The organism is Mesorhizobium shangrilense (assembly GCF_028826155.1).
In the GTDB taxonomy this organism is placed as follows: Bacteria; Pseudomonadota; Alphaproteobacteria; order Rhizobiales; family Rhizobiaceae; genus Arvimicrobium; species Arvimicrobium flavum.
In genome coordinates this window covers 862,426-888,080 of record NZ_JAQGPN010000001.1, presented here as the reverse complement: position 1 = coordinate 888,080, position 25,655 = coordinate 862,426, and the positions used below count along the sequence as shown (strand labels likewise).

At 65.3% G+C, this 25,655-nt stretch carries 28 protein-coding genes and 1 pseudogene; 16 read left to right on the top strand and 13 right to left on the bottom strand.

Annotated features, from left to right (window positions below; genetic code table 11):
* The first annotated feature begins 10 nt into the window (after nucleotides 1–10).
* The 5 genes from PD284_RS04370 to PD284_RS04350 are packed head-to-tail and all read left to right on the top strand — an operon-like array spanning nucleotide 11 to nucleotide 3,725.
* Nucleotides 11–844: a UDP-2,3-diacylglucosamine diphosphatase gene (locus PD284_RS04370; protein WP_274627004.1), complete on the top strand. Its 834-nt coding sequence runs from the start codon at nucleotides 11–13 to the stop codon at nucleotides 842–844.
* Nucleotides 845–874: 30 nt separating this feature from the next.
* Nucleotides 875–2,122, top strand: coding sequence for a BtaA family protein (locus tag PD284_RS04365; RefSeq protein ID WP_274630537.1), 1,248 nt, complete (start codon nucleotides 875–877; stop codon nucleotides 2,120–2,122).
* Nucleotide 2,123: 1 nt separating this feature from the next.
* Entirely contained in the window at nucleotides 2,124–2,846 is a 723-nt protein-coding gene (locus tag PD284_RS04360; protein WP_274627003.1) for a class I SAM-dependent methyltransferase, read from the top strand.
* Nucleotides 2,847–2,898: 52 nt separating this feature from the next.
* Nucleotides 2,899–3,273: a DUF6152 family protein gene (locus PD284_RS04355; protein ID WP_274627002.1), complete on the top strand. Its 375-nt coding sequence runs from the start codon at nucleotides 2,899–2,901 to the stop codon at nucleotides 3,271–3,273.
* Between the two features lie 5 nt (nucleotides 3,274–3,278).
* Complete coding sequence (locus tag PD284_RS04350; protein ID WP_274627001.1) at nucleotides 3,279–3,725, top strand: hypothetical protein; 447 nt, start codon at nucleotides 3,279–3,281, stop codon at nucleotides 3,723–3,725.
* Nucleotides 3,726–3,827: 102 nt separating this feature from the next.
* Here the strand turns inward: PD284_RS04350 and zupT are convergent, their stop codons facing one another.
* From zupT to PD284_RS04335, 3 genes and pseudogenes are all read right to left on the bottom strand, one after another.
* Nucleotides 3,828–4,679 (bottom strand): zinc transporter ZupT, encoded by an 852-nt coding sequence (gene zupT / locus PD284_RS04345; protein ID WP_274627000.1) that lies wholly within the window; start codon nucleotides 4,677–4,679, stop codon nucleotides 3,828–3,830.
* Nucleotides 4,680–4,734: 55 nt separating this feature from the next.
* A complete protein-coding gene (leuB, locus tag PD284_RS04340) occupies nucleotides 4,735–5,847 on the bottom strand; it encodes a 3-isopropylmalate dehydrogenase (RefSeq protein ID WP_274626999.1) in 1,113 nt (370 codons plus the stop codon).
* Between the two features lie 79 nt (nucleotides 5,848–5,926).
* Nucleotides 5,927–6,076: pseudogene (locus PD284_RS04335) on the bottom strand (BrnA antitoxin family protein); the annotation flags it as partial.
* Between the two features lie 247 nt (nucleotides 6,077–6,323).
* On the opposite strand from PD284_RS04335, the gene PD284_RS04330 reads away from it, so the two are divergent.
* From PD284_RS04330 to PD284_RS04300, 7 genes are all read left to right on the top strand, one after another.
* Nucleotides 6,324–7,364, top strand: a complete 1,041-nt coding sequence (locus PD284_RS04330) for a rhamnose ABC transporter substrate-binding protein (protein WP_274626998.1) — start codon at nucleotides 6,324–6,326, stop codon at nucleotides 7,362–7,364.
* Between the two features lie 204 nt (nucleotides 7,365–7,568).
* Nucleotides 7,569–9,077 carry a sugar ABC transporter ATP-binding protein gene (locus tag PD284_RS04325; RefSeq protein WP_274626997.1) on the top strand — a complete coding sequence of 503 codons (1,509 nt, stop codon included), beginning with the start codon at nucleotides 7,569–7,571 and terminating at the stop codon, nucleotides 9,075–9,077.
* Entirely contained in the window at nucleotides 9,077–10,135 is a 1,059-nt protein-coding gene (locus PD284_RS04320; protein ID WP_274626996.1) for an ABC transporter permease, read from the top strand. Before PD284_RS04325 ends, PD284_RS04320 begins: the two co-directional genes overlap by 1 nt.
* 5 nt (nucleotides 10,136–10,140) lie before the next feature.
* Nucleotides 10,141–11,118 (top strand): ABC transporter permease, encoded by a 978-nt coding sequence (locus PD284_RS04315; RefSeq protein WP_274626995.1) that lies wholly within the window; start codon nucleotides 10,141–10,143, stop codon nucleotides 11,116–11,118.
* Nucleotides 11,119–11,127: 9 nt separating this feature from the next.
* Nucleotides 11,128–11,856 (top strand): FadR/GntR family transcriptional regulator, encoded by a 729-nt coding sequence (locus PD284_RS04310; RefSeq protein ID WP_274626994.1) that lies wholly within the window; start codon nucleotides 11,128–11,130, stop codon nucleotides 11,854–11,856.
* Entirely contained in the window at nucleotides 11,853–12,896 is a 1,044-nt protein-coding gene (locus PD284_RS04305; RefSeq protein ID WP_274626993.1) for a Gfo/Idh/MocA family protein, read from the top strand. The genes PD284_RS04310 and PD284_RS04305 overlap by 4 nt, the downstream gene beginning before the upstream one ends.
* Before the next feature lie 17 nt (nucleotides 12,897–12,913).
* Nucleotides 12,914–13,228 carry an L-rhamnose mutarotase gene (locus PD284_RS04300; RefSeq protein ID WP_274626992.1) on the top strand — a complete coding sequence of 105 codons (315 nt, stop codon included), beginning with the start codon at nucleotides 12,914–12,916 and terminating at the stop codon, nucleotides 13,226–13,228.
* 50 nt (nucleotides 13,229–13,278) lie between these two features.
* On the opposite strand, the gene PD284_RS04295 is transcribed toward PD284_RS04300, so the two are convergent.
* The 4 genes from PD284_RS04295 to leuD form a co-directional block, all read right to left on the bottom strand.
* Nucleotides 13,279–14,247 carry a class I SAM-dependent methyltransferase gene (locus PD284_RS04295; RefSeq protein WP_274626991.1) on the bottom strand — a complete coding sequence of 323 codons (969 nt, stop codon included), beginning with the start codon at nucleotides 14,245–14,247 and terminating at the stop codon, nucleotides 13,279–13,281.
* 145 nt (nucleotides 14,248–14,392) lie between these two features.
* Nucleotides 14,393–14,779 (bottom strand): RidA family protein, encoded by a 387-nt coding sequence (locus PD284_RS04290; RefSeq protein WP_274626990.1) that lies wholly within the window; start codon nucleotides 14,777–14,779, stop codon nucleotides 14,393–14,395.
* Between the two features lie 4 nt (nucleotides 14,780–14,783).
* Nucleotides 14,784–15,617 carry a hypothetical protein gene (locus PD284_RS04285; protein WP_274626989.1) on the bottom strand — a complete coding sequence of 278 codons (834 nt, stop codon included), beginning with the start codon at nucleotides 15,615–15,617 and terminating at the stop codon, nucleotides 14,784–14,786.
* 55 nt (nucleotides 15,618–15,672) lie between these two features.
* Nucleotides 15,673–16,278 (bottom strand): 3-isopropylmalate dehydratase small subunit, encoded by a 606-nt coding sequence (gene leuD, locus PD284_RS04280; protein ID WP_274626988.1) that lies wholly within the window; start codon nucleotides 16,276–16,278, stop codon nucleotides 15,673–15,675.
* A gap of 192 nt (nucleotides 16,279–16,470) precedes the next feature.
* On the opposite strand from leuD, the gene PD284_RS04275 reads away from it, so the two are divergent.
* Together PD284_RS04275 and PD284_RS04270 are read left to right on the top strand one after the other, a co-directional pair.
* The gene (locus tag PD284_RS04275) at nucleotides 16,471–16,779 is read left to right on the top strand and encodes a TFIIB-type zinc ribbon-containing protein (RefSeq protein WP_274626987.1); all 309 of its coding nucleotides are present in this window, start codon (nucleotides 16,471–16,473) and stop codon (nucleotides 16,777–16,779) included.
* 334 nt (nucleotides 16,780–17,113) lie between these two features.
* Nucleotides 17,114–17,755: a hypothetical protein gene (locus PD284_RS04270; RefSeq protein ID WP_274626986.1), complete on the top strand. Its 642-nt coding sequence runs from the start codon at nucleotides 17,114–17,116 to the stop codon at nucleotides 17,753–17,755.
* Nucleotides 17,756–17,779: 24 nt separating this feature from the next.
* On the opposite strand, the gene PD284_RS04265 is transcribed toward PD284_RS04270, so the two are convergent.
* Nucleotides 17,780–18,949, bottom strand: a complete 1,170-nt coding sequence (locus tag PD284_RS04265; RefSeq protein ID WP_274626985.1) for an NAD(P)/FAD-dependent oxidoreductase — start codon at nucleotides 18,947–18,949, stop codon at nucleotides 17,780–17,782.
* 151 nt (nucleotides 18,950–19,100) lie between these two features.
* Between PD284_RS04265 and PD284_RS04260 the strand changes: the two genes are divergently transcribed.
* Nucleotides 19,101–19,424, top strand: coding sequence for a putative quinol monooxygenase (locus tag PD284_RS04260; RefSeq protein ID WP_274626984.1), 324 nt, complete (start codon nucleotides 19,101–19,103; stop codon nucleotides 19,422–19,424).
* Nucleotides 19,425–19,498: 74 nt separating this feature from the next.
* The gene (locus tag PD284_RS04255) at nucleotides 19,499–20,365 is read left to right on the top strand and encodes an HpcH/HpaI aldolase/citrate lyase family protein (protein WP_274626983.1); all 867 of its coding nucleotides are present in this window, start codon (nucleotides 19,499–19,501) and stop codon (nucleotides 20,363–20,365) included.
* A gap of 28 nt (nucleotides 20,366–20,393) precedes the next feature.
* Here PD284_RS04255 and recQ read toward each other — a convergent pair whose 3' ends face one another.
* The 5 genes from recQ to PD284_RS04230 form a co-directional block, all read right to left on the bottom strand.
* Nucleotides 20,394–22,193 (bottom strand): DNA helicase RecQ, encoded by a 1,800-nt coding sequence (gene recQ, locus PD284_RS04250; RefSeq protein WP_274626982.1) that lies wholly within the window; start codon nucleotides 22,191–22,193, stop codon nucleotides 20,394–20,396.
* Between the two features lie 33 nt (nucleotides 22,194–22,226).
* Nucleotides 22,227–22,448, bottom strand: a complete 222-nt coding sequence (locus PD284_RS04245) for a hypothetical protein (RefSeq protein ID WP_274626981.1) — start codon at nucleotides 22,446–22,448, stop codon at nucleotides 22,227–22,229.
* A 54-nt stretch (nucleotides 22,449–22,502) separates the two neighbouring features.
* Nucleotides 22,503–23,354, bottom strand: a complete 852-nt coding sequence (locus tag PD284_RS04240) for a metal-dependent phosphohydrolase (protein WP_274626980.1) — start codon at nucleotides 23,352–23,354, stop codon at nucleotides 22,503–22,505.
* Between the two features lie 201 nt (nucleotides 23,355–23,555).
* Entirely contained in the window at nucleotides 23,556–24,536 is a 981-nt protein-coding gene (locus PD284_RS04235) for a sugar ABC transporter substrate-binding protein (protein ID WP_274626979.1), read from the bottom strand.
* A gap of 55 nt (nucleotides 24,537–24,591) precedes the next feature.
* Nucleotides 24,592–25,650, bottom strand: a complete 1,059-nt coding sequence (locus tag PD284_RS04230; protein WP_274626978.1) for an ABC transporter permease — start codon at nucleotides 25,648–25,650, stop codon at nucleotides 24,592–24,594.
* Nucleotides 25,651–25,655 lie beyond the last annotated feature (5 nt).

The following is a 25,655-nucleotide window of genomic DNA, read 5'->3' as shown; positions in this document are numbered from 1 at the left end:
GCGCTGCATGATGAATGCCGCGCCAGCCGATTCAGGAACGAACACCGGGACGCGAAAGTACCGCACCCTGTTCCTTTCCGACGTGCATCTCGGCACCAAGGGCGCGCAGGTTGCGGCCCTGCTCGAGTTCCTCAGGCAGCACGACGCCGAGACGATCTACCTGGTCGGCGACATCGTCGACGGATGGCGGCTTCGCTCCGGCTGGTACTGGCCGCAGTCCCACAACGACGTGGTGCAGAAGCTGCTGCGCAAGGCGCGCAAGGGCACGCGGATCGTCTACGTGCCGGGCAACCACGACGAGTTCCTGCGCGAATATTGCGGCATGAATTTCGGCGGCATCGAGATACGCGAGACCGACATCCACGTCGCGGCGGACGGCAAGCGCTATCTGGTCATCCATGGCGACGTCTTCGACGTGGTCGTGCGCCATGCGCGGTGGCTCGCCTATCTGGGCGACTGGGCCTACGAGATCGCGCTTTGGCTCAGCACCCACATCAACGTGGCGCGCCGCCGGCTCGGCTTCACCTACTGGTCGCTGTCGGCCTGGGCCAAGGTCAAGGTCAAGCACGCGGTCAACTTCATCGGCAGGTTCGAGGAGACGCTGGCCGGCGAGGCCCGCCGCGAAGGCGTCGACGGCGTGATTTGCGGGCACATCCACAGCGCCGCGCTCCGCGATTTCGGCGGCCTTGCCTATGTCAACACCGGCGACTGGGTCGAAAGCTGCACCGCGGCGGTGGAGCATTTCGACGGACGCATCGAGATCATCGAGTGGTCGACTGTTTCCCGCGAACTGAACCGGCAGCGGGCGGCCGCAATCCCGCTCTGGCGTCGCCGCGCAGCATAGACCTCGGTTGGAGGAACCCCCGTGAACACCATCTCGACGACATGGCCCCAGCCCCCATCGGCGACGCGGAAGCAGGCGGCAGCGCGGCTGCGCCAGGCTGTGCGCAGGAACTCCGCCCTGTCGCCGGCCGGCATCGGCGAACGGCTCTTCGCCAAGCTGTTCAGCGGCCTTGTCTATGCCCAGATCTGGGAGGACCCGGAGGTCGACATGGCGGCACTGGCGATCGAGCCGGGCAACCGCATCGTCACCATTGCGTCGGGCGGCTGCAACGCGATTTCCTATCTACTGGCCGACCCGGCCCGCATCGAGGCGGTCGACCTCAACCGCACCCATGTCGCCTTCAATCGCCTCAAGCTGGCTGCCCTGGGCTCCTTGCCGGACCATGAGAGTTTTCTCCGCTTCTTCGCCGGCGACCCCTCTGCGGAAAACGCCGTGGCCTACCGGCGTCACATCCGGGGGCGGCTCGACGCCGAAAGCCGCGCCTATTGGGACGGGCGGAGCGTGTTCGGCCGCCGCCGTGTCTCCATTGTCGACCGCGGCCTCTATCGCCACGGCCTGCTCGGCCTGTTCATCGGCGCCGGGCATCGCGTCGCCCGCCTATATGGCGTCGATCCGGCCGACCTGCTTGAAGCCAGGGATATTGCCGCGCAGCGCGCCTTCTTCGATACCCATCTGGCGCCGCTGTTCGACAAGCGGCTGGTCCGCTGGCTGACCGGCCGAAAATCGTCGCTCTACGGGCTCGGCATCCCGCCTCAGCAATACGATGCGCTGGCGACTGCGGGCGAAGGCATGGAGTCGATCCTGCGCACGCGCCTCGAAAAGCTGGCCTGCGACTTTCCACTGTCGGAGAACTATTTCGCCTGGCAGGCCTTCGGCCGCCGCTACGACGCGGCGGGACCACTGCCGCCCTATCTGAAGGCCGCGCATTTCGAGACGTTGCGCGCCCGCGCCGACCGCCTCAGCGTCACCAACGCCTCCTTCGGCGAGTTTCTGTCCGGCAAGCCTGTAGCGAGCGTCGACCGCTTCGTGCTGCTCGACGCCCAGGACTGGATGTCCGATGAACAGCTCAACGACCTGTGGCTTGAGATCACGCGGACCGCGGCGCCAGGCGCCCGCGTGATCTTCCGCACCGCGGCCGCCGAAAGCCTGCTGCCGGGCCGCCTGATGGACACGTTGCTGGAACGCTGGGAATATCGGCAGGCGGAGTCGCTCGCGCTGCACGCCCGCGATCGCTCGTCGATCTATGGCGGCTTCCACCTCTATGTGCTGAGGGGCTGACATGGCGGCCGGGGTCGAGCATGCCGTGCTGATGGACCGCGTCTACCGGCGCCAGCGCCATTTCTACGACCTCACTCGCAAGTTTTATCTGCTCGGCCGCGATCCGATGCTCTCCGGCCTCAAGCCGCCGGCCGGCGGCACGGTGCTCGAGATCGGCTGCGGCACCGGTCGCAACCTCGTCCGCGCGGCAAGTCTCTATCCGGATGCCAGCTTCTTCGGCGTCGACATCTCCCGCGAGATGCTGTCAACCGCCGGCGTCGCGATCGAACGCGCCGGACTTCGCGCCCGCACGCGCCTTGCGCTCGCCGATGCCGCCGAGTTCGATCCGGCGCGCGTCTTCGGGCAGGCGGCCTTCGACCGCATCTTCATCTCCTACGCTGTCTCGATGATTCCGCAGTGGCGCTCGGTCATCGCCAACGCGGCAACCCTTCTGGCCCCGCAGGGCGAGCTTCACGTCGTCGACTTCGGCGATCTGGCGCAACTGCCCGTCTGGTCGAAAACCGCGCTCCAGGCGTGGCTGCGCCTCTACCATGTGACGCCGCGCGCGGACTTGTTCCGCGTCAGCGCCGACGTTGCGCGGCGGTGCAACGGCGCAGCGCGCGAGGCTCGGCTGCACCGCGGATATGCCTGGATATCCGTGATCCGCAAGGGCGAAGCGACCCCCGAAAGCCTGCATATGCCGCAATCGCGCACCGCAACGACGCTTCATGCCTATGTGAGTTGACCCCGCCGCCCATCGGCCTAGTCTGGCGGCCGTGGGTGGCAGGAGGTGAACCATGATCTCTCTTCGCGGGCTCGCGCTCGCCGGCGTTCTCGTGACAGCGGCAATCCCTGCCCTCGCCCATCATGGCTGGTCGTGGACTGAGGAGGGCATGTTCAAGCTGACCGGCAAGATCACCAAGATCTACATCGGCAATCCGCATGCGACGCTGGACGTCGACGCCGAAGGCCAGATCTGGCGCGTCGAGCTCGCTCCGCCCTCGCGCACCATCGCCGCCGGCTTCACCGAGGACGTCGCCAAACCCGGCGACGAAGTGATCGCCATCGGCAACCGCTCCATCGATCACAACGAGAAGCGGATGAAGGCCGTGCGCATCACGGTCAACGGCAAGAACTACGACGTCTATCCCGACCGCGTCCCGCCGGCCTGACCCGAATGGAGTTGCTGCAGGGAATCGAGCAGCTTGGCCTGGTTCGCCTGCTCAAGGCCTCGTTCGCCGCCTACCCTATCGTCAACGCGCTGCACATCGCCGCCATCGGCGGGCTGTTCACCTCCGTGATCCTGCTCGACCTCAGCGTTCTCGGCGCGTTGCGCCCGCCGGGCGGCAAGGCATTCATCGTCTTGATGCGGCGGATCGCATTCGTGGCCTTTGCGGGCGCGGTGGTCACCGGCCTGCTGCTGTTCTCCGTCCGCGCATCCGAATACGCGTTCATGCCGGTCTTCCAGCTGAAGCTCGGGCTGATCGCCCTCGCCGGCTTCAATCTGCTGCTGTTCGTGCAGCTCGAAAGGCGCGGCGGAAGCGGGTTGCGTCTCCTGGCGGCCGCCTCCCTCGTGCTGTGGAGTGGCGCGCTGCTTTGCGGCAGATTTATCGGCTTCGTGTGAACCGCTTGTCCGCAGCGTGAATTTTCACGCCCGCTTGCCGCCGCTCGCCCTCCAGGAGGCAACACAACGAAGTGCGGCTGGTTTGCGGGGCAGCTCTGACGTCTAGCGGAACAGCACGAGACTGGCCGCGATCGCCGCCATGCCGATGACCATTCCGTACACGGTCTCGTGGCCCTTGGCGTAGGCGCGCGAAGCGGGCAGCAGTTCGTCCAGCGCCAGATAGACCATGGCGCCGGCGATAAGTCCGAACACCGCGCCGAAGACGGCATCAGAGAGGAACGGCGCCAGGATCAGGTAGCCGACGACAGCCCCGACGACTTCCGCAAGGCCCGAGATCAGCGAGGCGAGAACCGCCTTCGTCTTGGAGCCAGTCGCGTAGAAGACGGGCACGGCGATCGACACCCCCTCGGGGATGTTGTGGATGGCGATGGCAAGTGCCAGCGGCAGGCCTACGACAGGGCTTTCCAGCGTGGCGAAAAAGGTCGCCAGACCTTCGGGCAGATTGTGCGCCGTGATGGCCAGCGCGGCCATCAGGCCGACACGCCGCAGAAGCTGCTCGCGCTGGCGGTCGACTATCGTCATGCCGGCATGCGGCAGATCGGCTTCGCCGGCGAAGCTCCTGATCTGGTCGCTGTCCATCGAGGCATGCGGATTGGGCACCAGCCGGTCGATCACGACCAGCATCATAACCCCGACGAAGAACCAGAGCGTCGCCCAGGCGTATGCCTGCTTGTCCGGCAGCGACTGTGCGAAGGCGACCTGCGCCTTGTAGAAGATCTCGACCAGCGAGACGTAGACCATTGCGCCGCCCGCGAAGGCAAGGCCGAAGGCGAGCAGGCGCGTATTGGTGTGACGGGCGAAGACGACGAGGAACGAGCCGAAAACCGTGGCGATGCCGGCGCCAAGCGTGATCGCAAGCGCGATCATCACATTGGGGCCGAACAATTCGCCCATGCGCTCAGTTCCCCCTCGTCACGCGATGCTCATCGAATGCAGGAAGCGCCGGCCATCACGCGAGCAGCGACTGGAACTTCTCGACCAGCTTGTCGCCCATCATGGTCGTGCCGATCTCGATGCAGCCTTCCGACATGATGTCCTTCGTCCGGTAGCCTTCGTCGAGCACCGAGGCGATCGCCGCCTCGAGCCGGTCCGCCTCGGCCACCATGTTGAACGAATAGCGCAGGCACATGGCGAAGGAGGCGATCATGGCGATGGGGTTGGCAATGCCCTTGCCGGCGATATCAGGCGCTGAGCCGTGCACCGGCTCGTAGAGCGCCTTGCGGCTGCCGGTCCGGGCGTCCGGCGCGCCGAGCGACGCCGAGGGCAACATGCCGATCGAGCCGGTCAGCATGGCCGCGATGTCGGACAGCATGTCGCCGAACAGGTTGTCGGTGACGATGACGTCGAACTGCTTGGGCCAGCGCACGAGCTGCATGCCGCCGGCGTCAGCCAGCATGTGGTCGAGCTTGACGTCCGAATACTTGGCCTTGTGCGTCTGGGTGACGACCTCGTTCCACAGCACGCCCGACTTCATGACGTTGCGCTTTTCCATCGAGGTGACGTGGTTCTTGCGCGTGCGGGCCAGTTCGAAGGCGACGCCCGAGATGCGCTCGATCTCGAAGGTGTCGTAGATCTGCGTGTCGATGCCGCGCTTCTGGCCGTTGCCGAGATCGATGATCTCCTTAGGCTCGCCGAAATAGACGCCGCCGGTCAGCTCGCGCACGATCAGGATGTCGAGGCCTTCGATGACGTCCTGCTTGAGCGAGGAAGACGCCGCCAGCGCCGGGTAGCAGATCGCCGGGCGAAGGTTGGCGAAGAGCTGCATCTCCTTGCGCAGCCTGAGCAGGCCGGCCTCGGGACGCACTTCGTAAGGCACGCTGTCCCACTTGGGGCCGCCGACCGCGCCGAACAGCACGGCGTCGGCGGCGAGCGCCTTGGCCATGTCGGCTTCCGAGATCGCCTGTCCGTGCGCGTCGTAGGCGCAGCCGCCGGCCAGCCCTTCCTCGGTTTCGAAGCCGGCGCCGAATTTGTCGTTCATCACGGCGATCAGCTTTTTCACTTCCGCCATCGCCTCCGGGCCGATGCCGTCGCCGGGCAGGAGGAGAAGTTTGCGCGATGCCATGGGAACAACCTTCGATAAATGGAATTGGCGTCTTGCTAACCGCCGCGCGGCTGCGGCGCAAGCCCAAGCCGTTCATCGATCAGCGTTCGTCACGCCTCGAGCGCAGCGATGCGATCATCTCGCGCCGCAGGATGGCGTTCATCCGCGCCTGATAGCCCTTGCCCTGCGCCTTGAGCCAGTGCAGCACGTCTGCGTCCACGCGCGCGGTTATCTGCTGCTTGTCTTTCTCCGCCCATTGGGCCGCACGGCAATCCGCCCTTTGGTCGGACCAAAATTAGGGCGGAGCACTGCCGCCGCGGCGGTGGACACGCTTGCATTTCGCCTGCGCCGCTCGCTTGACCCCTCCTCAAAAAGCTGCAAAGTTTGGAATTGGTCAGTCCAATTATATAGGTTGACCGTGAGCATCGTGAGGAGACGCCCGACACGGGCGGTACGATGTGCGGCAGGGAGAGCCGCATTCGAACGGGAGGAAATGGATGAAGAGATTTTCGATGGCGGCCCTTGCCGCCCTGCTGGCGGTTGGCGTGGCCGTTCCCGCCATGGCGCAGGCGATCAACGCAGAGAAGGGCAAGAAGGCCGATCTCGTCCTCTTGCCGAAATTCCTCGGCATCCTGGTCTTCGACCAGGCGAACGAGGGCGCCCAGGAGGCGCACAAGGAACTGCAGAACCCTGGTGAGCTTCTCTTCCTCGGCCCGACGCCCGAAAACAGCGTCGCCGGCCAGATCGAGATCATCACGACCGCGACCACCCAGGGCAAGAACGGCATCATGCTGTCGAACAACGCCGGCGACCAGATCGCGCCGGCCGCCGAGGGTGCGCAGAAGGCGGGCGCCAAGGTCGTGACGTGGGATTCGCCGATCCCGTCCGGCAAGGGCGAGGACGTGTTCGTCGCGCAGGTCGACTTCGGCTCGATCGGCACGGTGATGGCCGACATGGCGCACTCGATCCTGGGCGGCAAGGGCGAGATGGCGGTGCTGTCGGCCTCGCCAGACGCGGCCAACCAGAACTCCTGGATCGCGGCCATGGTCGAAGCGCTGAAGGGCGACAAGTACAAGGACATCAAGCTGGTCGACACGGTCTATGGCGACGACCAGTCGGAGGTCAGTTACAACCGCGCGCTGGCGCTGGTCGACAAGTATCCGAACCTCGGCCTCATCATGTCGCCGACCACCGTCGGCATCCAGGCGACCGCCAAGGCGATGCAGGACGAGGGGCTCTGCGACAAGGTCAAGGTGTCGGGCCTCGGCCTGCCGTCCGAGATGGTCTCCTACACGAAGAACGGCTGCGCGCCCGAATTCGCGCTGTGGGACTTCCGCGACCTCGGCTACCTCACCTATTACACGACCTACCTGATGGCCACGGGCCAGATGAAGGGCGAGATCGGCGAAGCCTTCGTCGCCGGCCGCATGGGCGAGTACAAGATCGAGGCCGATCCCGGCCGCGCCAACGCAAAGCGCATCCTGATGGGACCGTTCACGATCTACAACAAGGACAATGTCGAGGCGGCCGCGAAGTAGAGGCGGCAGGCCCATCGTATATGATTGGAAAGCATGAAGGCAGCCGCCCCCTCCACCACCTTCGGTGGTCCCCTCCCCCGCTTCGCAGGGGAGGATCTGCGGCGGCACCGCCTGCATGACCTGGATCCTCCCCCGTTTACGGGGGAGGGGGACCACACGAAGTGTGGTGGAGGGGGCGTGCATCATCTCAATCGGGCCTCCGCCATGACCCAACCCGTCCTGGAGATGCGCGACATCTCCAAGAACTTCGCGATGACAGCTGCCCTCGACGGCCTGTCGATCGCGCTCCAGCCCGGCGAGATCCATGGGCTCGTCGGCGAGAACGGCGCCGGCAAGTCGACCCTCATCAAGATCATGACCGGCGTGCATCAGCCGAGTTCGGGTGATATATCAGTCCATGGCGAGAAGCGGGTGATCAACGGGCCGCGTGAGGCGCAGGCACTTGGCATCGCTGCGATATATCAGGAGCCGATGGTCTTTCCCGACCTCGACGTCGCCGAGAATATCTTCATCAGCCACCGTGACCGGGGCCAGATCGTCAACTGGACGAAGACGCGCGCCGACGCGGGCGCACTGCTCGCCCGCCTCGGCGTCAACATCGACGTGGAGCGCCCCGCGAGCGGCCTCACCCTTGCCGAGCAGCAGGCGGTGGAGATCGCGCGTGCGCTGTCGCTCGACGTGCGCGTGCTGATCATGGACGAGCCGACCGCTTCGCTTTCTGCGCACGAGACCCGGCAGCTCCTCGCCATCGCCAGGACGCTGCAGAAGCAGGGCGTCGCCGTCGTCTATATCTCGCACCGCCTGGAAGAGGTCTTCGAGATTGCCGACAGCGTCACGGTCATGCGCGACGGCCGCCACATCTCCACTCGTGCCATAGGCGATACGAGCCCTGAGAGGCTGATCGCCGAGATGGTCGGCCGCGACGTCGGCCAGTTTTTCGCCCGCGTTCCGTCGAGCGCCCGCGACGAGGTGGTGCTGTCGGTCGAAGGGCTCGGTCGCGAGGGCGTGTTCTCGGACGTCGGCTTCGACCTCCGCGCCGGCGAGGTGCTCTGTTTCGCCGGTCTGGTCGGCGCCCGCCGCACCGACGTGGCGCTCTCCATTTTTGGGGTCGAGCCGGCAGACACCGGAACAATCAGGATCGGCGGAAAAATCATCTCGCCGAGGACGCCGCAGGACGGCATGGCGGAAGGCATCGCCTATGTGTCGGAAGACCGGCGCAAGCTCGGTCTCGCCATGACCATGCCGATCTACGCCAACGCCACGCTGCCCACGCTGCAGCGGTTCCTTGCACGCTTCGGCTTCATCCGACACGACCAGGAACTCGCCATGGCCGAGAGCTACCGCAAGCGCCTCAACATCCGCACGCCGGATGTCGAGACCGACGTAGGCAAGCTCTCCGGGGGCAACCAGCAGAAGGTCATGCTCGCGAAATGGCTGCACATGGACCCGAAAATCCTGATCCTCGACGAGCCGACGCGCGGGATCGACGTCGGCGCCAAGGCGGAGGTCCACGCCATCATCCATGAGCTGGCCCGCAAGGGCGTCGCCATCATCGTGATCTCCTCCGACCTGCCGGAGGTGCTGTCGCTGGCCGACCGCATCCTGGTCATGCGCGAGGGGCGGCAGATGGGCATTCTCGACGGCGACACGGCCACGCAGGAGAGCGTGATGACGCTCGCCACCGGCCAGGCTCCCCGGCGCGAGGCCGCCTGATGCTCGGCCTTCTCGACCGCGTCAGCCCGCAGGTCCTGCGCATCGGCGCGCTGGTGGCGGTGATCCTGCTGATCCTCGCCTTCTTCGGCACCCAGATCGACAACTACTACGATCCCCGCCTCTTCGTCCGCATCTCGACCAGCGTCGCCATCATGGCGCTGATCGCGGTCGGCCAGGCGCTGGTCGTCATCACGCGCAACATCGACCTTTCGGTCGGGTCGGTGGTCGGCTTCACGGCCTACGCGACGGGCAATCTGGTCATCGCCCATCCCGACCTCAATCCGCTCTTCGTCGTGCTCTACGCCATCCTCGTCGGCGCGGGCTTCGGGGTCGTGAACGGGGTGCTGGTCGCCTATGCGAAGATCCCGTCGATCATCGTCACGCTCGGCACGCTGGCGCTCTACAGGACGCTGCTGGTCGACTATTCGGGCGCCAAGTCAATCACCACGGGCGACCTTCCGGCCTGGATCGTGGAGCTTCCGCGCATCAACCTCTTCTCGATTGGCGGCATCGACATACGCGTCACCTTCGCCGTCGCCGTGCTGGTCGTGATCGTCGCGCATCTGGCGCTCACGCGGCTGCGGGTCGGGCGCATGTTCTATGCCGTGGGATCGAACCCGGACGCCGCCGTCATGGCCGGCATCAACAGCGCGCGTGTCATCTTCACGGCGTTCCTGATCTCGGGCGCGCTCGCAGGCCTCGCCGGCTTCATGTTCCTTTCGCGCTTCGGCAACATCACCGTGGTCGCCGGGCTCGGCTTCGAGCTGAAGTCTGTCGCGGCCGTCGTCGTCGGCGGCGTCAACATTTTTGGCGGTTCAGGCACTGTCATAGGCACGCTGCTTGGCGCGATCCTGGTCGACCTGCTCGAAACGAGCCTTGTCCGCTGGCAGCTGGTCAGCGAGTTCTGGCGCGAAGCGGTGCTGGGCTTCCTGATCCTGCTCTCGGTCGCGGCCGACACCATCCTGATGCGCAAGCTGCTCGACTTCCGCCAGAAGCGCGCGCGAGCGGAAGCCAAGGCCGGCGCAGAGGCGACCGCCTCGCGACAAGCGGCGGAGTGACGGGGATGGCGCGGCTGAAATCGATCCTGTTCAGCTGGGAAGGTTTTCTGCTGGCGATCCTCGTCGTGACGATCGTCATCAATGCCAGCCTCTCTCCGGCCTTCCTGACCGTGAACAACCAGATCAACCTGTTCCAGCTCTCCATCGAGAAGATCATCGTCGCGCTGATCATGACGCTGATCATCATCAGCGGCGAGATCGACCTGTCGGTGGCCTCGGTGATGGGCCTTGCCGCCTGCACCTTCGGCTGGCTGTTCCAGCTCGGCGTGCCGGCGCCGGCGGCCTGCCTGATCGTGCTGGTCCTCGGCCTCGCCTGCGGCGCATTCAACGCGTTCTGGATCACCCGGGTGGGCATCCCGTCGCTGGTGGTGACACTCGCCATGCTGATCGGCTATCGCGGCCTGGCGCGTGTTCTTGTCGAGGACCGCGGCATCGGCGGCTTCCCGGCCTGGTTCAACGCGCTCGGCCAGCAGCCCCTGATCGGACCGTTCCCCTTCGCAATGCTCGTCTTCGTCGTCCTCTTCGCGATCCTCCTCTTCGTGCTGCAGTTCTCGGCCTTCGGCCGCAAGGTCTACGTCATCGGCAACAACCGCGACGTGGCCGCCTTCTCCGGCGTCGACGTGAACCGGGTGAAGGCGACGCTCTTCATCGCCTCGGGCCTGATCTCGGCGATCGCCGGCCTGCTCTACGCGGCCCGCGTCGGGGCGATCCGCGGCGACATGGCGTCCGGCTTCGAGCTCGACATCATCACCATCGTGCTGCTCGGCGGGGTCAGCATCTTCGGCGGCAAGGGCAGCCTGTTCGGCACCCTGCTCTCGATCCTCATCGTGTTGAACATCCGCAACGGGATGGCGCTCTCCAACATCACCGGGCACATCCAGACGGGCGTCATCGGCATCCTGCTGATCGCCTCTGTGCTCGTCCCGAACATGAAGGCATATCTCGGCAAGTATCTTGCGCCGGCAAAGCCGCAGCCGGAGTAGGCGGAGAACATGGCTGCACCCAGAATGAGCGATTTCGAGGATCCGATCGTCCGCCGCTCCGTCGCCGAGCAGGTGGCGCAACGCATCCTCGGCCTGGTCAAGTCCGGCAGCCTGAAGCCGGGCGACCAGCTTCCGCCGGAGCGCGAACTCGCCGCTTCGCTGCAGGTGAGCCGGCCCTCCGTGCGCGAGGCGATCCGCGGCCTTACCATCCTCGGCGTGATCCGCACCCGGCAGGGCGGCGGCGCCTTCGTCTCCGATCTCGACGCCGACGTGCTGCTCGAGCCGCTGCACTTCTTCATCTCGCTGGAGGAGAGCAACCTCAACGAACTCTACGACGCGCGCATGCTGATCGAATCCGACGTCGCCCGCCGTGCAGCCGAGAACATCACCGACGAGCATCTGGCCAAGCTCGAGGAGATCGTGGCCGCCCAGGCCGGGCACCTGGACAACCCGCCGAGATTCCGGGAATCGGACAGCGCCTTCCACGACGTGCTCTGGAAGAGCTGCGGCAACGCCTTCCTCACCCGCATCGGCAAGAGCCTGAACGTGATCGGCCTGGAATTCCGGCGCATGGCGTCTGAGACCGCGGGCGTCCTGGCGCAGAGCCACAAGGACCACCAGCGCATCCTCGCCGCGCTCAAGATGCGCGATGGGGCAGCCGCCGCGGAAGCCGCGTCGGCGCACATGCGCAACGTCTATCGAACCACCGTAGAGTCCTGGCAGAAGGAAAGATCATGACCGTCAAGCTCGGAGTTGTGGGCACCGGCTGGTGGGCGACCTTCAGCCATATCCCGACCGCGCAGGCCGACGGACGCGCCGACGTCGTGGCGATCGCCGACCTCGATGCCGATCGCGTGAACTCGGTCGGCGAGAAATTCGGCATCGCCAGACGCTATGCGGACGTGCGCGACATGCTGGCGAAGGAGAAGCTCGACGGGGTGATCATCTCCACGCCGCACGTCGTCCACGTGCAGGCCGCACTTCCGGCGCTGGAAGCGGGCGTCCACTGCCTGATCGAGAAGCCGATGGCGACCACCGCCGCGGATGCGCGCGCCATCGTGCGGGCGGCGCAAAAGGCCGGCCGGGAGGTGATGATCCCCTGCGGCTACAATTTCACCGACCACACCCGCAAGGCGGGCGAGATCGTCGCGTCGGGCCGCATCGGGGAGGTGCGTCACGTGGTCTGCCAGTTCGCGACGGCGCTGGAGGACCTCTTCGGCGGCAAGCCGATGCTGGAGACCGTCGAGCACATGTACCGCCCGCCCGCCTCGACCTGGGCCGACCCGAAGCGGGCCGGCGGCTACGGCTGGGGACAGATGTCGCACTCCATCGCCTGGGTCTATCGGGTCGCCGACCTGAGCCCCGAGAGCGTGTTCTGCTTTGCCGGCAAATCACCGACCGGCGTCGACTATTTCGACGCGGCCTCGGTGCGCTTCACCAACGGTGCGACCATGTCCCTTTCGGGGTCCGCGCTGCTGCCGAAGCACAGCCGGCCGCAGCTCGACATTCGCATCTTCGGCACCGAGGGCATGCTGCTGTTCGACGCCGAGCGCGAGCGCCTCGAACTGCATCGGCTCGACGGCAAGGGCGAGGAGAAGCTGCAGCTTGCTGCCGGCGCCGGCGACTACGACGGCCGCGCCCCGATCAACGCCTTCATCGACGTCTGCCTCGGCAACACCGCGGCCAACGAGGCAAATGGCGAGAACGGCGCCCGCGTGGTCGAGACGCTGGAAGTGATGTACCGCTCGGCCGCGAGCGGTGTGGCCGAACGGATTTGAACAGCAGGGAGGCGACAATGGCCAGCTACGCATGGGTGCTCGAGGTCCGGCCGGGCTACGAGGAGGAGTACCAGAAGCGCCATGACGAGATCTGGCCGGAAATGCTGGAGGCGCTCACCGCCGCCGGCATCCGCAACTACAACATCTTCCGGCACGGCCTGACGCTGTTCGGCTATTTCGAGACCGACGACCTGAAGAAGACGCAGGCCGTTCTGGCCAAGAGCGACGTCAACGCCAAATGGGGCGAGTGGATGGGGCCGATCATGAAGGTCGAGGTCGATCCGGCGACCAACTTCCCCTACCTGCTGCCGCTCCAGTTCCACATGGATTGACGGCGCAGCGCTGGCGCTCCCTCCCCGTCCCCTGGCCGGCGTCGAACCCTTCAGCCGATCATCCGTTTCACCCGCCGTTCGATGCGCCGCATGAGGGAGGGTTGGTGATCGGGTTCAGCCGGTCCGCCTGTCGCGGACGACACGACGGCGACGGCAGGCTCTTCCGCGGCGGCTACGGACAGCCCCTGCGGCCACAGCTGCGGATCGACGTCCGCCCGGCTGTCGTATCGGCCGAGTCCGAACGGAGGCAGGTACAGGAAGCAGCGGTTGAGCCCGCTGAAAGGCCGGCAGACGGCCAGGATGCGGTTAACGCCGGTCGGTGGCGTGCTCCCCTCGGGCACGGGCGTCAGGCTTTCGAGCGCCAGGAACGCTTCCCGCTCGATGGCGAAATAGGAAGCCTCCAGAAAATACCTCAGCGTGGCGGGCTCCGGGACGAACCGCGGCGCTGTGATGCCGTCGCGACCGTAAAGCGCGAGACTCTGAATCGGCGAGATACTGACGCCGTGGATCACGTCGCCCTCGAACACGATGATCGTGTTCTCATGGCAGCGGTGGCGCAGCTGCGCGAAGGCGTAATAGGGATCGAAAAGGTGATAGTAGACCCCGAGGCATAGGATGACGTCGAATGTCTCGGTGAGCCGGTCCAGGTCGTAGACCGAGAGGTTCACGTCCGACTCCACCTTGGAGTCCAGAAGGTCACGGGCCACCTCGAAGCCGGCGTTGCCGCTCCAATTCTGGGTCCGGTCGTCGCTCGCCAGCACGCGACTGGCGCCTCGCTTCTCGGCGTAGAACGACCAGTAGCCGTCCCAGCAACCGATATCGAGCACGCTCTTGCCGGTGAAATCGATGGCGTCGAGCTCGCCCCGGATGAAGTCCCACGTTGCCCGGTGGGATGTGGCGTCGGGGGTCTTCGGCGATGCCGTCAGGCCGTCGCCGAAGTCGAACTCGTGATACCACTGGATCGCATCAATGCGCCGCTGGATTTCCTCCTTCGGCAGCTCTCGCAGCCTCTGCGCCATGTCCCCCTCCCCGCATCGCTCCCGCTGCAACGTAGTGCAGCGGTGGCGGCAACGTCAAATTGCTGCAACGACCGGGAGACCGGAGACGTTGCGCGCACGCTCCGGTTGATTCCGTGCTAGGGGTTTGAGCGGCGCGCCGTTGGCCTCAGGGGGACCGTTTCAGCGCGGTCACCTCGATCTCCACCTTCATCTCCGGTTCGGCGAGATCGCAGACGACGAGCGTCGCCGCAGGCCGGATGTCTCCGAACGCCTCGCCGAGGACCGGATAGACCTTGTGAACGAGCGTGCGGTCGGTGACGTAGTAGTGCGCCCGCACCACGTCGGCCATGTCGAAGCCCGCTTCAGCCAGCGCCCTGGCGATCGTGCCCAGAGCATTGCGCGCCTGGTCCTCCACCGCCTCCGGCATCGTCATGTTCGCATAGTCGTAGCCGGTGGTGCCGGCCACAAAACACCAGTCGCCCTGGACGACGGCGCGTGAATAGCCCGCGGTCCGTTCAAAGGGAGAACCCGTCGAGATCAGCTTGCGCGTCATGCCTCTACTGCCGCTCCTGTCCGATGGCTGCATCCATCGCTGCCCGCAGGTCGTCGGGCCACTCGCCGAGCGCCGGCCATGCCTTCGGCTCTGGTCCGTCGGTCTGCTGGGCGAGATAGAGTTTCCTCGCCCGCGGATCGATTGCCATGAAGGTGTCGGAGGCGCCACAGGCATGCGGTACGCAGCCATAGCCGGTCACCATGCCGTCAGTCTGCTTCTCCGCGCCTCCGCCGGTCAGCAGGCCGGTGACGACGTCTGTCATGCTCGACCCGAGCAGCGCCTTGCCGGCTTCGTAGACGGCCGCGTTGTCGAACGCCTCGACCATGTACTGCAGCTTGTCGACGTCGAAATTCTGCCAGTCCGTATTGGGCTGTGGCGTAAACGTCAGGTCGCCGGCCGTCCTCAGGCCGTCGTCGGGCGACCAGTACTGCACGATCGACGTCTCGCCCGGCAGAAGGTATGGCACGAAATAGATGCGGCTTTCCGTGATGCCTGCCGGCGGCGATCCGCATTCCTCGCCGACCATCTGGCTGCGAAGCGCGTCGTCCTTCTTCCACGCGATGAGGGTCGCGGCGCCGCACTGGTTGCCGCCGTTCGCGACAGAGAACAGCGCCACTTTGACGTCCGCGATCTCGACCGTCTTGTCATGTGAAACGACGAAGTTGCGGGCGATCTCCTGACCGTCATAGGTCAGGACGCGTTCGTAGTTCTCGTTCTGTGTGATGGTAAAGGCGCCGCCGTCGAACTCGATGGTTTCCGGCGGATCGATGTCGTCCTGCGCCAGCGCCGAGGACAGCGCCAGCATCACGGCCGATACGCAAACAAATACGCGAAACATTCATCCCTCCATGAATGCTGCGGCGACCGGCCGAGCCGGTCACAAGTTGCTCAGGTCAGGCCCAGGGACGGTTTTCGGCTGCAGCCTTCTCGAAACGATCGATGGCCGGCGCTTTTTCCATGGTCAGGCCGATGTCGTCGAGACCGTTCAGCAGGCAGTGCCGCTTGAAGTCGTCGAGATCGAACTTGATCACGCCCCCGTCCGGGCCGCGGATCTCCTTGGCCTCGAGATCGACGGTCAGGGTCGCGTTGGCGCCGCGCGAGGCGTCGTCCAGCAGCTTTTCCAGGTCTTCCGGGCTGACCGTGACCGGCAGGATGCCGTTCTTGAAGCAGTTGTTGTAGAAGATGTCGGCGAACGAGGTCGAGATGACGCAGCGGATGCCAAAGTCGAGCAGCGCCCAGGGCGCATGCTCGCGGCTCGATCCGCAGCCGAAATTGTCGCCCGCGACCAGGATCTGCGCGTTCCGGTAGGCCGGCTTGTTCAGCACGAAGTCCGGGTTCTCCGAGCCATCCTCGTTGAGGCGCATCTCGGCAAACAGGCCGGCGGCAAGCCCGGTCCGCTTGATCGTCTTCAGGTAATCCTTCGGGATGATCATGTCGGTGTCGACATTGACGATCGGCATTGGCGCTGCAACGCCGGTGAGCTTGGTGAATTTGTCCATGGCTGTCGGCCCGTTCTTCGAGTTCCCGTCCCCCATACACAAGCCCGCGCCGGAATCAAAGCGGCAAGCTGCTCCGGGCGGCGACTTGGCTCCATCACGTGGAGGGATGCGGCCTCGATCGTCGGCATGGCACTTGAAGGCGGCTTTGCGACGCTTATCTTTCTTGTCCGAGCATGTATGAGGACGCCCACGATGAAATGCCCCGTCGACAACGCCGAACTGGTCATGTCCGAACGACAGGGCATTGAGATCGACTATTGCCCGAAATGCCGCGGCGTGTGGCTCGACCGGGGCGAGCTCGACAAGATCATCGACCGCTCGGCGGCCCAGGATGCCGAACCGCGCCGTTCGCTGGACTACGGCCAGGGTCGAGACCAGGATCGCAGCAGGGATCGCGATCGCGACCATCGTCCCGACCGCGACCATGACTATCGCGGCCACCACGACCAAAAGCGCTACAAGAAGAAGTCGCTGCTCGGCGAACTTTTCGACTTCGATTGACTGTTTTGCCTTTGCAGGGAGGCCGCGCTGCGTGACTTCCGCAGGAAGCGGCACTTCCGGCACCAATAGTCTCCCGCAATACTGCGTCGCTCCGGCAGTTGTTCCTTCCGTCGCGATGTATTGAGGCCCGTCGCGTAGTAATGTAGGGTGAAAATCTTCGTATCTATTAAAAATGGAGGCGAGGATATGGCGTCGGATGACGACGAGATCAACCGTCGATTGAAGGAGCTGGAGCGGCTCGCCAAAGAAGTCGAGGAAGCCAGACGTTGATGCAGTACTTCACGCCGCGCAGCAGGGCAGCCGGCAGGCGAGGACGCTCGGGCTGTTCGCGGAGGTGCGCGGACGCCACATCGACATCGTGAAGATCCTGCAAGCGCTGCCCGCGGCGATGGAGCAGTTCGAGATCAAGAAGAGCATCTCGAAGCTTGTAGACGGCTTTCATCGCGTACAGCACGCGCTGGGTACCCTCGATCCGGAGAAGATCGCGGACGAAGCGCTTTTCGTCGCCCAACAGAAGACGATGGAGAAAGTGTTCCGCGCGCCGAAGGACATTCCCAACGCATATGCCAGCGCCCAGGCCCAGGTATTCGTCTTCGCGCCGGCATACAACAACCTGCTCTGTACATTCCTGCAGCGGCCGACAAGGTTCGTTGCGACGGTGGAGGCGCTCAAGGCCCTCGGCAAGGCCGCACTGGGTGAGGTGGCGGGAAAGGTCTTTCCGCTGGGTATCCTGCAGGCGCTCCAGAACATCTCGGTTCCGCATGTTGATCGCGAGGCCGCCAGGTTCAATCAGGCCGCGGGGGTCATGGACCGCGTCTTCGAGCTTGACGAAAGCCTCCTGGAGCTTGCCGAACAGGCCAAGCTCGCCGTGGTCGCGGTAACCGCCCTCAAGGCGGAGTTCGAGCGGGAGCAGGAGACCTTCGAGTCGAATGTCGACTGGCTGCTCGACCTCTATGCCGGCGCAAAGCGCGCGTGACGGGCGCCGCCGGGCCTACCTCCGTCAGATGACGTTCAACTCGCGGAAGGCGCGTCCCTGGTGGATGCGCTCGTAGCCGAAGGCCGAGCAGTCGATCGTGCGATAGCCGCCGTGCACGATCAGTTCCGCCAGCGCCTTGCCGACGGCCGGCGCCTGCTGCAGGCCGTGGCCCGAAAACCCGTTGGCGAACAGGAAGTTCGCCACCTCCGGATGCGGGCCGATGACGGCGTTCTGGTCGAGCGTGTTGTAGTCGTAGTGCCCGGCCCAGGCGCGCGTCGCCTTGATCGCCTCGAACGCGGGAATGCGGGTCGCCAGCACCGGCCAGATGATTTCCTCGAAAAGCGGCCAGGCCGGATCGAAATCGGCCGGATCGGCGGGGCCGTCGCCCTCCTCCGGCTCCGCGCCGCCGGTAAGATAGACGGAGCCCTCTGGCCGCACATAGACGCCGCTCGGATCGACCAGCAGCGGCATGTCGGCATATCTTTCGCGCGCTTCGAACACGAAGACCGAGCGTTTCCGCGGCTCGACCGGCAGCTCGATGCCGGCCATGGCGGCAACGACGCCGGCGTTGGGACCCGCGGCGTTGACGAACGTTCCGGCTTCCAATCGAGAGCCGTCGCGCAACGCCACGGCGGCGACGCGATTGCCGCCGCGCTCGATCGCCGCCACGTCGCCCGCGATCATCTCGACCTGCATCGACCTTAGCGCCTTGCGCAGCAGGCCAAGCAGCGCATGCGCATCGAACCAGCCCTCGCCGTTGACGCCATAGGCGCCGCCGACGATGCCTTCCGCAGACATCCAGGGGAAGCGGCGGACCAGCGCTGCGGCATCCTCCAGCACGATGTCGGCGCCTTCGGCCGCCTGCGTCGCATGGTTGGCCCTGAGCACCGGCATGCCCTCGTCGGACGCGAGAATGAGATAGCCGCCTTCGCGAAAACCGATGTCGGCCTCGGCGCCGAACTCTTGCCTCAGCCGCCGGAACAGGTCGAGCGTGAACCGCGACAGCTTTATGTTTTCGGCGATGGAGAACTGCTGGCGGATCGAGGCCATCGACAAGGTGGTCGCGGCGGTGGCGAACTGCGGATCCCGCTCGACCAGGGCGATGGAGCCGGTAAAACCTTCCTTGCGGAGATAGTAGGCGACCGAACTGCCGACGATCGCGCCGCCGATGATCACCACGTCGTACCGTGCCATGTCGTCCCTTCCGTCAGGTGCCCCGGCCGACGCAAGCACCTTACGCTTCGAGCCGCAACCCCGTCGGAAGGCGGAGGAGCAGCGTTCGTCGCCCTGTTCGGCGATCGATCGGGATGCCACGATGGGTGGACCGATATCGAGGCAGGAAGTCATGACGTCGACAGGACGACCGTTGGTCCGGCTCGCGGAGCTGGAAATCGATCCGGCTCATCTCGAAGCCTACAAGGTTCTCCTCGCGAGGGAGATCGAAGCCTCCGTGGAGAAGGAGCCCGGGGTACTGATGCTCTACGCGCTCTCCGTCAGGGGCAGTCCCGGGCAGATCCGCATCGTCGAGATATACGCCGACCAGGATGCCTATGAGGCGCACCTGCGCTCCCCACATTTCCTCGAATACAAGAGCGCGACGGCAGGCATGGTCCGTTCGCTACGGCTCATCGAGACCGACCCGATCATGCTTGGCGGCAGGCCCGGCTGACACCGGACGAAGCGACCACCGGTCCGGCTCGGTGCGGGCTTGCGAAAGCACATGCCCGCATGCATGAAAGGTGCATGGAAAGCCGTCTCTATCGCCCGCGCCGTTCGGTGCTCTACGTGCCTGCCGTAAACGAGAAGGCGCTGGGCAAGATCGCTTCGCTCGCCTGCGACGCCGTCATCCTCGACCTCGAGGACGCGGTCGCGCCGAGCGGGAAGGCCGCCGCCCGCGACAGCCTGCAGCGCTTCTTCGCCGCCCGCTCGTGGGGCGCGCGCGAAATCGTCATCCGCATCAATGCGGCGGCCACCGAATGGGGCGCGGAGGACCTGGCGCTTGCGGTCTCGCTCGCGCCGGACGCGATCCTGCTGCCCAAGGTCGACACGCCCCGCGATCTCCTGGAAGCCAGCGACGCCCTCAACGAAGCGGATGCGCCGGAGACCACAAAACTCTGGGCCATGATCGAGACGCCGCGCGCCATGCTGAACATCGGGGCCATCGCCGAGCTCGGCCGCGACCCGGCCTCGCGGCTGGCCTGCTTCGTGGCGGGCACCAACGACCTGGTCAAGGAGACGGGCGTGCTGGCGACGGCGGACCGGCGCCATCTCGTGCCGTGGCTGATGCAGATGGTGCTGGCGGCGCGCGCCGGCGGAATCGACGTGCTCGACGGGGTCTCGAACGACTTCCGCGACCTCGACGCCTTTGCCCGCGAGTGCTCCGAGGCTGCCGCCATGGGTTTTGACGGCAAGACGCTAATCCACCCCGCGCAGATCGAGCCGGCCAAACTGGCCTTCTCGCCTTCGCCGGAGGCCATCGCAGAGGCCGAGGCGATCGTCGCCGCCTTCGCGCGCCCCGAGAACGCGACCCTTGGCGTCATCTCGATCGACGGCCGCATGGTGGAGCGCCTGCATCTCGCGCAGGCGCAACGACTGCTGGCCAGGGCCTAGCAACGCGTTCGTGGCTGCGAACGCCTCGTCATGGGTGCTCGGCGATCACCGCCAGGAAGGCAGGGCCGTAGCGGTCGAGCTTGGCTTCGCCGACACCGGGCACGTTCGCCATCTCGGCGCGCGAAGCGGGGCGCGCGGCCGCCAGCTCGATCAGGGTCTTGTCGTGGAAGATGACATAGGGCGGCACGCCCTGCAGGCGCGCTATTTCCGTGCGCTTCCGCCGCAGCGCCTGGAACAGGTCCTGGTCCGCCTCGGCGACGGCAGTTTGCGCCGAACTGCGCGCGACCTTGCCGCGCCTGGCGCGCGCCGGCGTCGGCACGCGTAGCATCAGCGTCGGCTTGTCGCGCAGGAAGTCGCGGCCGGCGGGCGCGATCGAGAGGCCGCCATGGCCGGCAAGGTCGACGTCGACGAGGCGCAGCGCGATCAGCTGGCGCAGGATCGCCCGCCAGGTGCGGTTGTCGTGCTCGGCGCCGATGCCGAAGGTGGAGATGCGGTCATGGCCGAACTGGGCGATGCGCTCGTTCTCCACGCCCAGCAGCACGTCGACGACATAGGCCTGTCCGAAACGCTCGCCGGTGCGGTAGATGCACGACAGCGCCTTTTGCGCCGCAATGGCGCCGTCGAACAATTTCGGCGGTTCCGCGCAGGTGTCGCAATTGCCGCACGGTTCGGTGTGATCGCCGAAATAGGACAGGAGGACCTGCCGGCGGCAGCCCGCCGTCTCGGCCAGTCCCAGCAACGCGTCGAGTTTCTGCCGTTCCATGCGCTTGCGCTGGTCGGGCGCCTCCGATTCCTCGATGAAGCGGCTGCGCAGCGCGATATCGTCGTAGCCGTAGAGCATCAGCGTATCGGACGGCAGGCCGTCGCGCCCGGCGCGACCGGTCTCCTGATAATAGGCCTCGATGCTGCCCGGCAGGTCGATATGGGCGACGAAGCGCACGTCCGGCTTGTCGATGCCCATGCCGAAGGCGACGGTGGCGACCATGATGACCGCCTCGCCATGCTGGAAGCGCATCTGGTTGGCCTCGCGCGCCGCCTTGTCCATGCCGGCGTGGTAGGCGAGCGCGTCGTAGCCGAGGCCCTGAAGCCAGGCGGCGGTTTCCTCGGTCCTGCGTTTCGACAGGCAGTAGACGATGCCGCTCTCACCCTCGTAGCGCTTGAGGAACTCTTTCAGCTGCGCACGCGGATTGTCCTTTTCCTCGATGGCGTAGCGGATGTTGGGCCGGTCGAAACCGGCAATGAAGGCGTCGGCCTCGTCGATGGCGAGATGCGACAGGATCTCGGCGCGCGTCGGCTCGTCCGCCGTGGCCGTCAGCGCCATGCGCGGCGTGCCGGCAAAGCGCGCCACCAGCGCGTCGAGCTGGCGATAGGAGGGACGGAAATCGTGCCCCCATTGCGACAGGCAATGCGCCTCGTCGATGGCGATCAGCGACAGCTTCACCCCATCGAGCAGCTCCAGCACGTCCGGCCGCAGCAGGGTTTCGGGTGCGACATAGAGGAGGTCGAGCTCGCCGGCGCGGATATCGCGCCACAGGGCGCGACGCTCGTCGAACGACAGGTCGGAGTTGAGGCCCGCCGCCCGCACCCCTGCCTGCCTGAGCGCCGTCACTTGGTCGGCCATGAGCGCCAGCAGCGGCGAAACGACGACACCCATGCCGGGCCGGACGATCGCGGGAATCTGGTAGCAGAGCGACTTGCCGCCGCCCGTCGGCATCAGCACGAAGGCGTTGTTGCCGGCAATCACATGCTCGACGATGCGCGCCTGCGGTCCCCTGAACGCATCATAGCCATAAACTGTCTTGAGGATTTCGAGGGCGGTGGCGGTCATCGGCGGCTGCATGGAGAATCATGGAAGCGTCCTTCATAGCAGCATCGCCGTGATCGCGATCATCGATGCGCTGCTTTGTCCATCTCCCTGCAACAGCCCCGGCGCTCGCATCGTCTGCAAGAATGAGAGCTCTGCTGGATTGAGAGTACCGAAAACGCCGCGAAGTCCGGGAACGGCGACGGTCAGTGCGTCGCCGGCGATGTCGGCTTTGAGGAACCGGCAGAGCCAATCTCCACGGCCGAAATCGGTGCGCACAGCTCCCGGCGGCACACACGCAGGACGGTCGCCATGTGCCGGACAATCGTAGGATCAACTCGTCATTTGCGGGCCTGAGGTCAGTCGGTGATGCTCGGCCATGAAGACGTTGCCGTACAGGCTCGCAACCCATCGCTTGCCCTCAGCCGTCACGCCCAGATAACGCAGCCCATCGCCGATGAACGGTTCCACGGCGTTCCAGAAGAACCCCGGGTAGCACTCGACCAGATCAGCGGGGTTGGAGACGCCCATCTTTTTCGCGCTGCCGGTTTCCTGCAACTCGTGGAAGAGGGCATTGAGTTTGGAGGGATAGTTTGGATCGGACAGCTGGCCGATGAGATCGGCTGCCCGGACCAGACCTGCTTCCGTTTCCGTTTCCTTGTGATCCTGACCTTCGGGAACCGGAAAGCGGGTCAATTCGATGGCCCGCGCAATCCGCTCGCAATCAAGCAGGCGATGGCCCGCAAATCTCTCCCTGACGGCAATCTTTCCGCGCGTGACGTGGTAGGGAGCCAGAACCGCATCGCTGGCGCCGCGCGGAAGCTGAAACCGCTTTCCGGTTTCATCGATGACGACGCTCGTCGCATCGTCCGCGGCGCATGCTCCCCGAACGAAGCCGACATCGTGGCACAGCAGTGAAAAAATGAAATGCACCCAGTCGGCCGGCTCAAGCGACTGGAAGAGGAGTTTTCCGCGTATGATTTCCTGGCCGACCTGGGTAACCAGGATCGTATGCTCGAAGTCGTGGTAGGGCGCGTTGCTCGAGCCGATCCTCTCGATTATCAGCCGGGCGCCGGCATCGAGCAGTGTCGCATATTCTGCGTCGCGGTCGCCATAGTAATGCCGGTAGGTATCGGCCAGGCTCCTGCCGAACGCTTCTGCCGCCAAAGTTGTAACGTTCAACATGTCGCGACTGCCGGCATGTGATCAACGGCAAATTCTACAGACGTAGCCGCGTGCCAGGCAAGTCAATACTAGGGGGCGTTTTTGCAGCCTGACTGAATCGTCTGGCGTCGCTCCAAAATCGCAAATGCGCTGAAGCGCAGAGCCACGTCAAAACGGCTACGCAGGCCCGGCCACGCAGCCGCCTTGAGAAGCAATATCGCTCTACCGGATACCCGCGTCGATCAAATCGACGAGCGAGTCGATCGTCTCCGGCGTGACGGTTCCGGCGCCTGTATTGAGTGACAATCCGGGCATCTTGTATTTTGCCGTCATGACGCACTGCAGGACCGGGATGAACCCCTGCAGATAGAGGAGCTGGTCGAGCGTCGCCGACACGTAGCCGGATTTCAATCCGTCGATGGTCGCCGGGGCCAGGTCGATGCCGCCCACGATGATGTCGCCGGGCTTCTTGCCGGCCTTTTGCAGCACCTCTGCCAGGCTGCCCGTGATGGAGCCGTGCTGCGTGCCGATCGCCTTCAGGTCCGGGTGAGCCTGGATGTAGGACACCAGCACCGGCACGCCGAGCGAGACGTCGCTGTTGACCTCCTGCGTGATCTCCAGCCGGTCCACCTTGAGACCGGCGGCCTCGAGCGTATCGGCAAGGCCCTTCTCCGACTGGCCGCGCTCGGCCTGGCTGAACACGCCATAGACCATCGCCTCGTCACCTGATTTGAGGCCCTTGGCCAGCATCGCCTCGGCGGTGAGCTTGCCGCCGGCATAGAGGTCGACGCCGGCATAGCCGGTGCCCTTGGGGCCGAATTCCGTCTGCAGGTCGGTCATCGGCGAATTGCCCACCGTCACGACGATGCCCTGCTCGACTGCGCCCTTGACGAGATCGCGAAAAGCCGCGCTGCCGGGGTGCCCCATGATCTCGATGCAGTTCGGCTTGGCCGCAACGGCCTCCTTGAACTGGTTGATCATGGTTTCCGGCGCCCAGGCGGAGAACTGCTCCTTGAGGTCGACGCCCAACGCTTCGGCGGCCTGCGCAGCGCCGGTCTGGCGGGCGAGCGTGGCGCCGTCGCCGGCATTGCCTCCCATCTGCATGTACATCACGACGCCTTCGCCGATCGGCGCGGCCGTAGCAACGCCGGTCAGCAACGATGTCGCCACCGCTGCAGCAAGCAATGTCTTGGTCGATGTCATGTGCTTCCTCCCTTACTCCGGCTGGTGCGGTTTGCTTCAATTGCCCTCCTGCCCGTCATTCCGCCGCCCGCACGCGGCTGAAAGCCTTGGACGGCCGCATCCGGGCGAAGAAGGCGCTGCGCCGATGCGGCTCGTCGACGTAGAGATAGAAGATGATCGCGATGAGGAAGATCAGCCCCTGGACCGTCCGGACCCACGCCCCGGTCAGCCCTGAGGCGACCAGTCCCGCCTCGATCATGCCGATGATGAAGCAGCCGAAGATCGTTCCGACGATGGTCGCCCGACCGCCGAAGATCGATGTTCCGCCAATCAGCACCGAGGCGATGGCCGTCAGAAGGTATCCCTGCCCCTGATTGCCAAAATAGTTCTTGTTCTCGAGCGTCAGCATGATCGCCGCGATCGCCGCAAGCCCGCCCATCAGCATGAAGATCCTGATCTTCTCGCGTTCGACGTCGATGCCGACCACGCGCGACACGGCATTGGAGTCGCCGATGAAAAGGGCGTGCTCGCCGAACCGGTGGCGGTTGAGCACAAACCACAGCATGACGACGATACACGCCGTCCAGAAAGACTGGATCGGCAACTGCGCGATCCAGACGGTCTGCGAACCGGCGAATGGGCGTCCGACGATCCACTGCCACACCGGGCTCGCATCCGCGCCACGCAACGCATAGGACTTGCCGCCCGAAAGCACCGTCGCCATGCCCGCCCAGAGGAACTGGGTCGCGAGCGTCGCCATGAAGGACGGGACCCCGATCTTTGCCACCAAAACGCCGTTCAGCAGTCCGACGAGCAGTCCCGAGGCGAAGGCTATGACGACGGACAGCCAGCCGAGGTCATATTCCTTGAAAAGCACCGCGAAGACGAACCCCGAAAAGGCGATGACCGCGGGAAAGGAAAGATCGATCTCGCCGGCCCCGATCACGAAGGTGAGCCCGACCGCCAGAAGTATCAGCGGCGGAAGCGTCGACAGGAACGTCGTGTAGATGAACGGTTGGAGGAAAACCTGCGGCGCCGTGTACATGAAGAGCGCCAGGAGCAGCGCAAAGACGAGAATGATCGGCAGGCCTTCGAAGCGCTGGAACCGGGACCGGGGTGCCTGCGGTGCGGCCATGGCTT

Bases quoted from the DNA above. Each gene is read 5' to 3' on its own strand.
- PD284_RS04370 (WP_274627004.1), top strand. From the start codon at position 11: ATGAATGCCGCGCCAGCCGATTCAGGAACGAACACCGGGACGCGAAAG.
- PD284_RS04360 (WP_274627003.1), top strand. From the start codon at position 2,124: ATGGCGGCCGGGGTCGAGCATGCCGTGCTGATGGACCGCGTCTACCGG.
- PD284_RS04355 (WP_274627002.1), top strand. From the start codon at position 2,899: ATGATCTCTCTTCGCGGGCTCGCGCTCGCCGGCGTTCTCGTGACAGCG.
- PD284_RS04350 (WP_274627001.1), top strand. From the start codon at position 3,279: ATGGAGTTGCTGCAGGGAATCGAGCAGCTTGGCCTGGTTCGCCTGCTC.
- zupT (WP_274627000.1), bottom strand. From the start codon at position 4,679: ATGGGCGAATTGTTCGGCCCCAATGTGATGATCGCGCTTGCGATCACG.
- leuB (WP_274626999.1), bottom strand. From the start codon at position 5,847: ATGGCATCGCGCAAACTTCTCCTCCTGCCCGGCGACGGCATCGGCCCG.
- PD284_RS04330 (WP_274626998.1), top strand. From the start codon at position 6,324: ATGAAGAGATTTTCGATGGCGGCCCTTGCCGCCCTGCTGGCGGTTGGC.
- PD284_RS04325 (WP_274626997.1), top strand. From the start codon at position 7,569: ATGACCCAACCCGTCCTGGAGATGCGCGACATCTCCAAGAACTTCGCG.
- PD284_RS04320 (WP_274626996.1), top strand. From the start codon at position 9,077: ATGCTCGGCCTTCTCGACCGCGTCAGCCCGCAGGTCCTGCGCATCGGC.
- PD284_RS04315 (WP_274626995.1), top strand. From the start codon at position 10,141: ATGGCGCGGCTGAAATCGATCCTGTTCAGCTGGGAAGGTTTTCTGCTG.
- PD284_RS04310 (WP_274626994.1), top strand. From the start codon at position 11,128: ATGGCTGCACCCAGAATGAGCGATTTCGAGGATCCGATCGTCCGCCGC.
- PD284_RS04305 (WP_274626993.1), top strand. From the start codon at position 11,853: ATGACCGTCAAGCTCGGAGTTGTGGGCACCGGCTGGTGGGCGACCTTC.
- PD284_RS04300 (WP_274626992.1), top strand. From the start codon at position 12,914: ATGGCCAGCTACGCATGGGTGCTCGAGGTCCGGCCGGGCTACGAGGAG.
- PD284_RS04295 (WP_274626991.1), bottom strand. From the start codon at position 14,247: ATGGCGCAGAGGCTGCGAGAGCTGCCGAAGGAGGAAATCCAGCGGCGC.
- PD284_RS04290 (WP_274626990.1), bottom strand. From the start codon at position 14,779: ATGACGCGCAAGCTGATCTCGACGGGTTCTCCCTTTGAACGGACCGCG.
- PD284_RS04285 (WP_274626989.1), bottom strand. From the start codon at position 15,617: ATGTTTCGCGTATTTGTTTGCGTATCGGCCGTGATGCTGGCGCTGTCC.
- leuD (WP_274626988.1), bottom strand. From the start codon at position 16,278: ATGGACAAATTCACCAAGCTCACCGGCGTTGCAGCGCCAATGCCGATC.
- PD284_RS04275 (WP_274626987.1), top strand. From the start codon at position 16,471: ATGAAATGCCCCGTCGACAACGCCGAACTGGTCATGTCCGAACGACAG.
- PD284_RS04265 (WP_274626985.1), bottom strand. From the start codon at position 18,949: ATGGCACGGTACGACGTGGTGATCATCGGCGGCGCGATCGTCGGCAGT.
- PD284_RS04260 (WP_274626984.1), top strand. From the start codon at position 19,101: ATGACGTCGACAGGACGACCGTTGGTCCGGCTCGCGGAGCTGGAAATC.
- PD284_RS04255 (WP_274626983.1), top strand. From the start codon at position 19,499: ATGGAAAGCCGTCTCTATCGCCCGCGCCGTTCGGTGCTCTACGTGCCT.
- recQ (WP_274626982.1), bottom strand. From the start codon at position 22,193: ATGACCGCCACCGCCCTCGAAATCCTCAAGACAGTTTATGGCTATGAT.
- PD284_RS04240 (WP_274626980.1), bottom strand. From the start codon at position 23,354: ATGTTGAACGTTACAACTTTGGCGGCAGAAGCGTTCGGCAGGAGCCTG.
- PD284_RS04235 (WP_274626979.1), bottom strand. From the start codon at position 24,536: ATGACATCGACCAAGACATTGCTTGCTGCAGCGGTGGCGACATCGTTG.
- PD284_RS04230 (WP_274626978.1), bottom strand. From the start codon at position 25,650: ATGGCCGCACCGCAGGCACCCCGGTCCCGGTTCCAGCGCTTCGAAGGC.